Origin of the sequence: Bradyrhizobium sacchari (assembly GCF_002068095.1) — a bacterium.
In the GTDB taxonomy this organism is placed as follows: Bacteria; Pseudomonadota; Alphaproteobacteria; order Rhizobiales; family Xanthobacteraceae; genus Bradyrhizobium; species Bradyrhizobium sacchari.
This window is the reverse complement of sequence record NZ_LWIG01000014.1, coordinates 367,325-378,228: the sequence shown is the minus strand read 5'-3', so window position 1 is coordinate 378,228 and position 10,904 is coordinate 367,325. Positions and strand designations below refer to the sequence as shown.

At 65.3% G+C, this 10,904-nt stretch carries 12 protein-coding genes and 2 pseudogenes; 8 read left to right on the top strand and 6 right to left on the bottom strand.

The window, feature by feature from the left end; translation table 11 throughout:
* The 3 genes and pseudogenes from A5906_RS44765 to A5906_RS20670 form a co-directional block, all read left to right on the top strand.
* Positions 1-256, top strand: a pseudogene (locus A5906_RS44765) (curlin); the annotation flags it as partial.
* Between the two features lie 45 nt (positions 257-301).
* Positions 302-639: pseudogene (locus tag A5906_RS46180) on the top strand (curlin); the annotation flags it as partial.
* A gap of 178 nt (positions 640-817) precedes the next feature.
* Positions 818-1,072 (top strand): hypothetical protein, encoded by a 255-nt coding sequence (locus A5906_RS20670; RefSeq protein ID WP_430642405.1) that lies wholly within the window; start codon positions 818-820, stop codon positions 1,070-1,072.
* Between the two features lie 59 nt (positions 1,073-1,131).
* Here the strand turns inward: A5906_RS20670 and A5906_RS20665 are convergent, their stop codons facing one another.
* Positions 1,132-1,413: a hypothetical protein gene (locus A5906_RS20665; protein WP_080137172.1), complete on the bottom strand. Its 282-nt coding sequence runs from the start codon at positions 1,411-1,413 to the stop codon at positions 1,132-1,134.
* 279 nt (positions 1,414-1,692) lie between these two features.
* Here A5906_RS20665 and A5906_RS20660 point away from each other — a divergent pair, with 279 nt between their 5' ends.
* Entirely contained in the window at positions 1,693-2,163 is a 471-nt protein-coding gene (locus A5906_RS20660; protein WP_080137171.1) for a hypothetical protein, read from the top strand.
* A gap of 6 nt (positions 2,164-2,169) precedes the next feature.
* Here A5906_RS20660 and A5906_RS20655 read toward each other — a convergent pair whose 3' ends face one another.
* The gene (locus A5906_RS20655) at positions 2,170-3,009 is read right to left on the bottom strand and encodes a GNAT family N-acetyltransferase (protein ID WP_080137317.1); all 840 of its coding nucleotides are present in this window, start codon (positions 3,007-3,009) and stop codon (positions 2,170-2,172) included.
* Positions 3,010-3,115: 106 nt separating this feature from the next.
* Between A5906_RS20655 and A5906_RS20650 the strand changes: the two genes are divergently transcribed.
* Both A5906_RS20650 and A5906_RS20645 read left to right on the top strand, forming a co-directional pair.
* Complete coding sequence (locus tag A5906_RS20650) at positions 3,116-3,820, top strand: SDR family oxidoreductase (protein WP_080137316.1); 705 nt, start codon at positions 3,116-3,118, stop codon at positions 3,818-3,820.
* A 281-nt stretch (positions 3,821-4,101) separates the two neighbouring features.
* A complete protein-coding gene (locus A5906_RS20645; RefSeq protein WP_080137170.1) occupies positions 4,102-4,935 on the top strand; it encodes an outer membrane protein in 834 nt (277 codons plus the stop codon).
* A gap of 65 nt (positions 4,936-5,000) precedes the next feature.
* Here A5906_RS20645 and A5906_RS20640 read toward each other — a convergent pair whose 3' ends face one another.
* A complete protein-coding gene (locus A5906_RS20640) occupies positions 5,001-6,062 on the bottom strand; it encodes a serine hydrolase (RefSeq protein WP_167523493.1) in 1,062 nt (353 codons plus the stop codon).
* Between the two features lie 374 nt (positions 6,063-6,436).
* Between A5906_RS20640 and A5906_RS20635 the strand changes: the two genes are divergently transcribed.
* Positions 6,437-6,820: an ArsR/SmtB family transcription factor gene (locus tag A5906_RS20635; RefSeq protein WP_080137168.1), complete on the top strand. Its 384-nt coding sequence runs from the start codon at positions 6,437-6,439 to the stop codon at positions 6,818-6,820.
* Positions 6,820-7,311: an SRPBCC family protein gene (locus tag A5906_RS20630; protein WP_080137167.1), complete on the top strand. Its 492-nt coding sequence runs from the start codon at positions 6,820-6,822 to the stop codon at positions 7,309-7,311. Before A5906_RS20635 ends, A5906_RS20630 begins: the two co-directional genes overlap by 1 nt.
* Before the next feature lie 111 nt (positions 7,312-7,422).
* On the opposite strand, the gene A5906_RS20625 is transcribed toward A5906_RS20630, so the two are convergent.
* Genes A5906_RS20625 through A5906_RS20615 form a run of 3 tightly spaced genes read right to left on the bottom strand, consistent with a single transcriptional unit; the run spans position 7,423 to position 10,904 of the window.
* On the bottom strand, positions 7,423-8,643 hold the full coding sequence (locus A5906_RS20625; RefSeq protein WP_080137315.1) for an ABC transporter substrate-binding protein: 1,221 nt from the start codon (positions 8,641-8,643) through the stop codon (positions 7,423-7,425).
* Positions 8,644-8,665: 22 nt separating this feature from the next.
* Positions 8,666-9,652 (bottom strand): Bug family tripartite tricarboxylate transporter substrate binding protein, encoded by a 987-nt coding sequence (locus tag A5906_RS20620; protein ID WP_080137166.1) that lies wholly within the window; start codon positions 9,650-9,652, stop codon positions 8,666-8,668.
* A gap of 55 nt (positions 9,653-9,707) precedes the next feature.
* Entirely contained in the window at positions 9,708-10,904 is a 1,197-nt protein-coding gene (locus A5906_RS20615) for a CaiB/BaiF CoA transferase family protein (RefSeq protein WP_080137165.1), read from the bottom strand.

Below are 10,904 nucleotides of genomic sequence, written 5' to 3'. Positions count from 1 at the left end.
GGGCGTGTTCATGATCGGCGGCAGCACCAGCGCGACAGTGACCCAGAACGGCACCAACAATGCGACCGGCGTGCTGCAATTCGGCGGAACGAATTCGGCATCGGTCGGCCAGACCGGAACGATCAATCTCGCCTTTGTCGGCCAGGCCGGCCAGTCGGCAACCAGTCTGGTGTCGCAGATCGGGGCCATGAACTCGGGCACCGTGATGCAATTCAGCGCGGTCAACCATTCGACGGTCGTCCAGACCGGTCCGTAAAGGGCGCGCGAACTCATCGGCGACGGATACAAACGGGGAAGCGCGATGCGGTGTGGCAGAGAGACCTTGAAGCGGGTTCTGGCCGCGGCAGCGTTGCTGGCCGCCCTCGGCGCGGCGACGCAGGCGTCGGCCGGATCCGTCCAGCGCAGCGTCACGAACCGGAACGTCAGCATCGAGACGATCGTGCAGTTCGGCAACGACGTTCAGCCTGTCACGATCGAGGAGAACAGCCGGATCAATATCGCCCGGGTGATCCAGATCGGCGGCACGGGGACGGTGGATGCGACCATCATCCAGAACGGCACGCGCAACTATGCCAACGTGATCCAGATGGGCGGCACGACCAATGCGGCGGTGGGGCAATCCGGTCTCAGCAACACCGCNCCGCCGATATCACCCAGATCGGCAATTCCACCAATGCGCTCCTGCTTCAGATCGGCGACATGAACACGGGCGCGGTGAGGCAGTTCGGACGTTTCAACTGGCTGGCGATCTTCCAGTTCGGCCGATGATGGAGGCATGACCATGAGATTGTTCTTACTCGCGTCCGGAATAGGACTCATGAGCGTGATCGCAGCAGCGCCGGCCGGCGCTGCCGACGGTCACACCACGGTGGTGCAGGACGAGAACGGGACCTCGGCGATCACGCAGAGCGGGGATCCGGCGCAGGCCGAGGTCAGGATCGAGAAGGAGCCCGGGCGCACCACGGTCTATCGCCGCAGCGGCGGCAACACCGCGATCGTGACCCAGGGCACCGGAAATGGAAATTCGCAGGAGATGCTCGAGTGGCTGCGCAAGCAGTTTCAAGAGCACTGACGCGGTCTTGACGCACGAAGGCCCACCGTCCGCGCGAGGACGATGGGCCTTGTGGACCGTTACCAGCGATATACACCGGTCAGCGTGCCGTTGTTGTTGCCGTCAGGGCCGACGTCGCCCTGCGTCGAACTCGGCGCCGGATGGTTGCTGCCGTTGAGCGCGCCATATGACCCGACGGCGTCCGGATAGTACGCGCGCGGCTGGGCCGGCTCATAGGCGGGGGCCGTGCGATCCCAGCCGACGCGCGGTCCGTTCCAGCCGTAGCCTTGTGCCGAGGCCGCCGTCGTGCCCGCGATGAGCGATGCCGTGATCAGGCAGAGAAGTTTTGACTTGTTTTGCATGAATGCTCCTTGCTTCTCGTGGGGGCCAACGGATGCAAGGGGGGAGCGTTCCGGCCGTATCCAGCGGTCGCGATCAACTCCGATCAAGAGGTTATGAACCGCTGTGTCGGGGAACGAAGTGCTTGAAAGCTGACGGGAATCCCGGACGTTCTGCCGCACCTGGTTCCCCGTCGATCCCGTGCCTTAACCAACAATTAATTATACATTTGCGGCGGCCCGACGGCCCGGCCTAGCGTGCACCGGGGAGCTATCGCGAAGCCAAACGAGTTGGTGCGTATCATGATGTCCAGATCAAATGGCCGATCCCTTGGTGGATCCCTTGCGGCGCTATTTGCCTCACTCAGCGCGGCCGCGCTGCTCGTTAGCCCCGGCGACAGTTTTGCCAGACCCGGCGGTGCCGCGCCGGCCATGGCCGGCGCTGCCGTGCCGCCGGCCGCTGCGCGTCCGGCGATCGCGCCGGGGGCGCGCTTCCACCGTCGCAACAATTCCTTCGTCTACTGGCCGGGCGGAGGCGGGTTCTTCTACGACGGTGCGACCTCCAGCCAGCCGTTCCTCGATGCCGGACAGCCGCTCTCGAACGACGTGCGCTACACCTACACCTATGACGTCCCCTGGGACTGGGCGCATCGCTTCCCGCCGAACGTGGTGCCGTCCGACCGGCCCTATGTGCCGAGCTGCCCGACCGAGCAGGTGACGGTGCCCGGCCGCGGCGGCGGCGAGCACACCGTCAACATCATGCGCTGCTACTGAGTTGAGCTAGCCGAGCTCGAAGCTGGTCACGCCGAAGACGCGGTCGATCCGCAGCGGCGGAATCGCCCCCGTATACATTCGTGCCGTCTCGAACACCGGCTTGAGGCCGAGTCCTTCCGCGAGCGCGACCGCTTCGCGATTGACGGCGGGGACATCGAGAAAGATATCGCCACCGCCCGCACCGGCCAGCAAGGCCTGCACGATCGTTTCCGCCGCCGCGCGATCGTCAGCGACGAGCGGGCCGATCTTGCAGCCCGTCCGGCACGGCCGGATCACGCCCCATGCGGCAAGCCTGCCGTCGCGCAGCGATGCGCGGCCGACGTGACCTTGGGTGTTGATCCAGGCACGCAGGAAGGCGCTGCGCCTCGCGGGAAAGACCGTGGCGTCGTCTGCCTCCACGAGCGCGAACGGGACTTTGTCGAGCGCGATGACATCGGCAGGCACAGGTGCCGCGGCAACTACGCCGCCGTAGCGGATATTGGCGTAGGCCGGCTGGAAGCCGGATTTCTTGTAATTGTCCTGCTGCGCGACGACGCCATCGAGGCCGATGACGCGGCCGCGCGCATGCGCGATCGCCGCGTTCCAGATGCGCAGGCCGTGGCCTGCGCCGCGAAGCTCGGCGCGCACGATGTAGAAGCCGAGGAAGGCGAAGCGGTCATCGTAATTGACGCAGGAGACGGTGGCGACCGGCGCGCCGTCGATCTCGCCGACGAGGAAGCCTTGCGCGTCCGGAACCGCGAAGCAGGCGGCATCCGACAGGCCCGGATTCCAGCCTTCGGCTGCGGCCCAGTCGACGGCCAGGGAGATCTCCTCCGGGCGCAGGCTGCGGATGTGCAATTCGCTCATGACGGATGCCTCCGGGCGGTGGACCAGCCGGCCGGTCTGGCTGTAGAAGCCCTCATGATAGGCCGAGCCTGCGGCTCGCCTCAACTCAACTCAAGGGATGATCGTCATGGCAGCAGAGAAGGTCGCACTCGTCACCGCCGGCGGCAGCGGCATGGGGGCGGGGGCTGCGCGGCGGCTGGCGGCGGACGGATTTCGCGTCGCGATCCTGTCGTCCTCCGGCAAGGGTGAAGCGCTCGCGGCCGAGCTCGGCGGCCTCGGCGTCACCGGTTCCAACAAGTCGAACGACGACCTCAAGCGCCTCGTCGACGGCGCGCTCGCCACATGGGGACGCATCGACGTGCTCGTCAACAGTGCGGGCCACGGGCCCCGCGCGCCGATCACGGAAATCACCGACGAGCAGTGGCACACCGGCCTCGACACCTATCTGCTCAACGTGATCCGTCCGACCCGGCTGGTGACGCCGGTGATGCAGGCCCAGAAGGCCGGCGTCATCATCAACATCTCGACCGCCTGGGCGTTCGAGCCGAGCGCGATGTTTCCGACCTCCGCGGTGTTTCGCGCCGGCCTTGCCGCCTTCACGAAGATCTTCACCGACACCCATGCCGCCGACAACATCCGCATGAACAACGTGTTGCCGGGCTGGATCGACAGCCTGCCGCAGACTGACGCGCGCCGCGACAGCGTGCCGATGAAGCGCTACGGCAAGGTCGAGGAGATCGCGGCGACGATCTCGTTCCTGGCGTCCGACGGCGCGGCCTACATCGCCGGCCAGAATATCCGTGTCGACGGCGGACTGACGCGCTCGGTCTGAGACCGGCGCACGGATTCGCCTTTGCCCTTCTCGTGCACTTGTCGTGATGCGACTCGAAACCTGCGCCACGCGTCGCGCTGGCCGGGCGATGCGTGGCGTTTCGGTTACACTCGTCACAGGACTTGCGTGATAAGTCACTGATTGCGTCACAGTCCCTACGAACTGCGCGACAGGCCGAGACGCGCGGGCGGTGCGCCGCCTATTCCCTATTTGCGCCGGATGGCTCCCGCCTGCGCGCATCGAAAGCGCGAGATCTATCGCGTGGGGGAATGGAGACTGGAATGAACAGGTTCTTGCTTGCGGTCGCTTCAATCGTGCTCGGCGCCGCATCCGCGCAGGCGGCCGACCTTGCGGCGCAATACACCAAGGCGCCGGTGATGGCGCCGGGCTACAACTGGACCGGCTTCTATGTCGGCGGCAATGTCGGCGGGCAGTGGGGCAGCGCCGATCCGACCACCTCAACCGTGTTCTCTCCGGCCGGCTATTTCGCCAGCAGCAGCGTCCCCGCCGTAAACACGGTGGGCGCCCAGAGCGTCAACAGCTCCAGCGTCACCGGGGGCTTCACCGCGGGCTATAACTGGCAGGTCAATCATGCCGTGTTCGGCCTCGAAGGCGACATCAACTATTTCGGCTTCAAGGGCAGCGCGACCGGCTCGGGGGTCTATCCCTGCTGCGCACCAAGCACCTTCACGGTCAACGCTTCGGTATCGGCCGACTGGCTCGCGACCATCCGCGGCCGCATCGGCTTCCTCGCCGCCCCGAACTGGCTGATCTATGCGACCGGCGGTGCAGCGATTTCCGAGGTGAAAGGCAATTTCGTGTTCACGGATAACTATTTCGCCGGCGCCAGCGAATCCGGCACGGTGCGCGACACCCGGGTCGGATGGACCGCTGGCCTCGGCGGCGAATACGCAGTCGGCAATGGCTGGTCGCTGAAGGCCGAATATCTCTATGTCGATCTCGGTCGCATCGCGACGACCAGCACGAATCTCACGTCGGCGACGTTTGGCCCATTCCCGGCCAGCGTCTATACCCACTCGGTCGATCTCAAGTCGAACATCGTGCGTGTCGGCGTGAACTACAAGTTCGGCGGACCCGTCGTCGCCAGGTACTGAGCTTCATCCCGTTCCGGATCTGGTGCGGAAAGCCTCGGCACTGCCGGGGCTTTCTGCTTTCAGGCTTAGCCGCTATGCGCGGCGACCAGATGCGCCAGCGCTGGAAGGATCCTGTAGCGCGCGATCTCGTGCGGATATTCGCCGCGATTGGCGAGCAGGACGATGCCGAGCCGCCGCGCCGGCGCGAGGCCGAGATAGCCGGAGGCGTTGTTGAGGCCGCCCGGCTTGTCGACGACGGTGACATCGGGAAGGTGCACCGTTTCCCAGGCCATGCCTTGTCCGAATGTTCCGTCGACGCGGAAGGTCTCGTGCTGCGTCATCCGCAGCGCCTCGCGCAGATGCGGGTCGATGGAGCGGCCGTCGATACAGGCCGTGACGAAGGTCGAAAGATCGCGCGCTGACGAGAACATCTGCCCGGTGCCGGGAAAGTCAAAATAGCTCTGCTGGTTGCCGATCGGGCCGATCGCCATGCCCTGGTCCGAATAGCCCTGGACCACGCGCTGCATCGAGGCCACGTCCATGACGGCGCGGTTGTCCTCGCCACGCTCCGGCAGGGAGGTCGCGGTCATGCCGAGCGGTTTGAGGATGCGCTGTTCGAGCAATGTTGCGATCGGTGCGCGGTAGCAATTCTCGAGCACGAGCTGGAGCAGCACATAGCCGGCATGGCTGTAGATGCGTTGCCTGCCAGGCGCCTCGCCCGCCTGCGGTCTCCACGCGTTGAGCATCTCGATGAACTGCGCGCGCGAAAACCGCTCGTTCGGCCAGGGCGGATGGTCGGTGGGCAGCAGCACTCCTGACGTATGGGCAACGAGTTCGCCGACGGTGACGTGGCGGACATAGTCACCGTCGAGCTCCGGAAGGTACTTTGGCAGGGGATCGTCGAGCCGCAACTCGCCGCGAAGCGTGCCCAGCGCGACCAGGGTCGCGTCGAACGGCTTGCGCAGCGAGCCGAGGTTGAACAGCGTATCCGATGTCACCGGCCGTCGCGTGGCCTCGTCGGCAAAGCCATAGTTGAAGAACTCGACATGGCGGCCGGCATAGAGCGCGGCGGCGAGGCCGCCCGGATGCTCCGGCGTCGCGGTCGGCCCGAGCTCGGCGGCCACGATGTCGCGCATCTGCGCGATCATGTCGGAATCCGCCAATGCTCTGCGCGGGCGAAGCGCGATCGCAAGAGCAACAAGCGCAGCCCGGGCGAGCGTTCGCCGGGTGATCGGGGATGAGATGACAACAGGCGGCACGTGCTCTGATGATTGATGCTTGCGCGCCCCCGGACTCTCTTTTTAGCGGGGAGGAGGCGAGGTCCCAATTCACGATTGCGCGTTGTGGGTTCCGCAGGCCTGTAGCCCGGATGGAGCGCAGCGAAATCCGGAGCCGTCGTTGCTTGGAGCAAAGATCCCAGGATTGCGCTGCGCTCCATCCGGACGGCGGGACGCATGAATTTAACTTAGCTAATCGGCTAACAATCATTGACGCCTGCCGCCAGGAGTGTATAGTTAGCTTCATGGCTAACCAATTATCCCGGCTCGATCATGTCTTCGCAGCGCTTGCCGATCCCACGCGGCGGGCGATCGTGATGCGGCTGTGCGCAGGCGAAGCGTCGGTCGGCGAGCTCGCGGTTCCCTTCGACATGGCGCTGCCGAGCTTCATGAAACACATCCACGTGCTGGAGGCGAGCGGGCTGGTCCAGTCGGAAAAATCCGGCCGGGTGCGTACCTGCCGGCTCAGCCCGGACACACTCGTCGGCGCGGAAGACTGGTTTCAGCAGCAGCGCGCGATCTGGGAGGCGCGGCTCGACCGGTTCGAAGCCTATGTGATGAAATTGAAGAAGGAGAGGGCGGCCGCCAAGCGGCCGTCGCGTACAACCAAGAAGAAAGGTTCCGAGTAATGAACAATTCTGCCAATCCCGCCCTGTCGCAATGGTCGCTCGACCGCGAGATCGTGATGTCGCGCGTGATCGACGCGCCGCGCGATCTCGTGTTCGAGGCGTGGTCCGATCCGAAGCACCTGCCGCAATGGTTCGGGCCGAAGGGCTTCAAGATAGAGACCTTCGAGATCGACGTCCGCGTCGGCGGTGTCTGGCGCTTCAACATGATCGGTCCCGACGGCACGGTCTATCCCAACCGGATGCGCTTCCGCCGCATCGAGCGGCCCTCGTTGATGGAGATGGATCACGGCGTCGACCAGGATGTCGATCCCGGCATGTTCCGCTTCACCATCACCTTTGCCGAGCAGAGCAACGGCAAGACGGTGCTGATGATGCGGCAACTGGCCTCGAGCACCGAACAGCGCGACGGCATGATCGGCTTCGGCGCCGTCGAGTACGGCTACCAGACGCTGGACAAGCTCGCCGCCTATGTGGCGGGGCTGAAGCGGTGAGGGCGCCGCGCGCCGCCCGGCACACTCCCGGTGATCATTCCCGGTGATCATTCCCGGTGATCATTCCCGGGCATGACAGGTCAGGGAGTGGGGCCGCCTCACTGGATGGCCTCACTCCTTCGCCTCGTCGGTCACGATGCCGCCGATCTTCTGCCAGCGCTGGCCGTCGAACTGTACCATCTGAAACTGCTTGTTGACGCGGTAGTCGGTCGGCGTGGTCGTCACCGAAATGCCCGGCAGGGTCAGGTCGAGCTCGATGTTCCTGAGATTGGCGGCCTGGCGCATCACGTTCTCGCGGGTGAGATCGTCGCCGCATTGCTTCAGCACCTGCACGAGAAGCTGCGCGGTGATGTAGCCGTAGACGTTCAGGTTCGAATCCTTGTCGCCATCGGGATAATACCTGGTCATGAAGGCCAGGTATCGCTTCATGCCGGGATCGTCCTTCCATTCGGGATCGGCGGAATCCTTGACGTAGCCGACGCTGACGATGCCCTTGGCGTTGTCGAGCCCGGCCGGCTTCAGCACGGCGCTGACCGACGAGGCGTTGATGTCGATGATGTGCAGCGGCTTCCAACCGATCTCGGCGACCTTCTTGATCGCTTGCGCTGCCTGCTTCGGTGTCGTGGCGCTGAACAGCACGTCGGCGCCGGCGTCTTTCAGCCGCAGGATCTGGGAGTCGATGGTCGGCTCTGTGATCTCGTAGGACGTCTCGGCCACGACCATCTTCGCTTTGTCGCCGAGACCGGCCTTGAGGCCGGCGAGGTAATCCTTGCCGAGATCGTCGTTCTGGTAGAGCACCCCGATCCTGGCGTTCGGATGGTTCTTCAGGAGATATTGCGCGTAAATCCGGCCCTCGACGAGGTAGGACGGGTTGAAGCCCATGGTCCACGGGAAGTTCTTCGGGTCGGTGAAGCGTGCGGCACCGGTCGCAGCGAAGAGCTGCGGGACTTTCCTGGTGTTGAGATATTTCTGCACGGCGACGTTCGGCGCGGTGCCGATGATCTGGAACGTCAGCAACACTTCGTCGCTTTCGACCAGCCTGCGGGTCTGCTCCACCGTCTTCGGCGGCGAATAGGCGTCGTCATATTGGATCAGCGCCACCTTGCGGCCGTTCACACCGCCCTGGTCGTTGACCATCTTCATGTAGGCGGCCTGGGTCTTGCCGATCACCGCATAGGCCGAGGCCGGACCGCTGAGCGGCACGGTCTGGCCGACCTTGATCTCGGTGTCGGAGGCGCCGGGATCGTACTTCGTCTGCGCCTGCGCGGCCGGGATCAGCAGCACGAGGGCGATCGCCGCGCCCGCGGCGCGCTTGAGAGGTTCCTTCGTCATGTCCATTTCCTGTTCGTGCGGATCATTCGCCCTTGAGACCGGCCTCGCGGATCAGCGTGGTCCATTTCTTCGTCTCGCTGTCGATGAACTCGCCGAATTCGGCGGCTGTGCCGGCTCGCACCTCCAGGCCCTGGGCGTTCAGCTTGTCCTTGATCGCGGGGTCAGCGAGTGCGCGCAGCGCCTCGGCCTGGAGCTTGTCGACGATGATGCGCGGTGTCGCCGAGGGCGCCATGAAGCCGTACCAGCCGGCCGCGGCCACATTGGGAAAGCCCTGTTCGCGCAGGGTCGGCGCTTGCGGGTAGAGCGCGCTGCGCTCGGCAGATGCGACGCCGAGCACGGTGAACTTGCCGCTCTGGATATAGGGCAGGGCGGTCGGCAGCGCGGTCAGCGTGGCATCGACGCGGCCGGCGAGCAGCTCGGTATAGGACGCCGCATCACCCCGGAAGGGAATGTTGAGACCCTTGACGCCGGCATCCCGGAACAGGAGCTCGCCAGCGAGATGAGGCTGCGAGCCGGCGCCGGGCGAGGCGAAGGTCAGTCCCTCCGGCTTCGATTTGCCGTAGGCGATCAGCTCGGGGAGTGTCTTGAACGGCGCGTCCGCGCTGATGATCAGGAACAACGGCGCGATCACCGCCATGGCAACCGGCTGGAGGTCCTTGCGCTCATAGGTCAGCTTGCCGAACAGCGCTTCGGCGGTGGCGTAGGGCGCCGCGACGTAGAGAATGGTGTAGCCGTCGCCCGGCGCATGTGCGACGGTGTCGTTGGCGATGCGGGTTCCGGCACCCGGCTTGTTCTCGACGATGAACTGCTGGTGCAGGCTGCGGCCGAATTCTTCGGCGAGCAGGCGCAGCGAGATGTCGTTGGAGCCGCCGGGCCCGTAGGGCGAGATCAGCCGCACCAGGCGCGACGGCCAAGCATCCTCGGCGTATGCGGTCAGGCCTGGACGGGCGACGAGGCCGCCTGCGATCGTGCCAAGCAGGGTCCGGCGTGTGACCTTGAACGTTGCCACTGTTTCTTCCTCCCTTTTGTTGTTGTTGTTGTTGTTCGTTATTGTTGTTTCGACGTCAGATCACCTTCCGTTGGGTGAGCTGTTCGATCTGCTGGTCCGAGAGGCCGAGCCAATCGCGATAGACCTCGCGATTGTCCTGGCCGACGTCGCCGGCGGCGTTGCGCATCCGCGTGGGATCGACGGTGAAGCGCGGCACGGCGTTGGTCATCGCGACCGTGCCGAAATCCCGGTCGGGGACGCGCGTGATCACCTCGCGTGCCTTCACCTGCGGATCGCTCGCGATCTGGTCGATTGCATAGATCGGCGCGAGCGTCCCCTGCGCGTCATTGAATTTCGCAAGAACCTCGTCGAGCGGATGTGCGGCGCACCAGGCGGCGAAGACGTCGTTGAGCTCGGACGCGTGCTCGACGCGCCGGTCATTCGTGGCGAAGCGGGGGTCGTCGATGAGGTCGGGCCGTCCGATCGCCCTGCAATTCGCCGCGTACAGCGCGTTGGTCGAGCCCGCGAGCGTCACCCAGTGACCGTCACTGGTACGAAACACCGCGGCCGGTGCCGAATAGCCGTTGGCGTTGCCGATGCGGCCGCGTACGACGCCGAGCTGGTCATGCTCGATGGCGAGGACATCGAGCAGGCGGAAGGTGGCTTCGGTGAGGGCGAGATCAATCTCCTCGCCGGGGGCCTCCGGATCCCGCGCCCGCTTCCACAGCGCTGCGAGCACGCCGACGGCGCCGAACAGGCCGCCGATCGAATCCCCGATCGGGTATCCGGGGTGGGTCGGCTCGCCCTCGCGCTCGCCCGTGATGTAGGTGAGGCCGCCCATGGCCTCGAAGATGCGGGCAAAGCCGGGGCGCTCGCGGTAGGGCCCATCCTGCCCGAACGCGGTGGCGCGCAGGATGACGAGGCGCGGCTGGATCGACCACAGCACCTCCCTGGAAAGGCCCCAGCGGTCGAGTGTTCCCGGACGGAAATTCTCGATCAGCACGTCGAAGCGCGGAAGCAGCCGCTTGAACAGGGCAAGTCCGTCGGGCGTGCGCAAATCGAGGGTGGCGAACTTCTTGTTGCGGTTGGCAGCCTTCCACCACAGCGGCTGGCCATCCTTGAACGGCGGAAACGAACGCACGCCGTCGCCTTGTCCGGGCATCTCGATCTTGAGCACGTCGGCGCCGTAGTCGGCGAGCAGCGTCGCGGCGAAGGGCGCGGCGATGATCGTCGCGATGTCGAGCACCTTCAATCCCTCGAGCGGCCCAGCCAT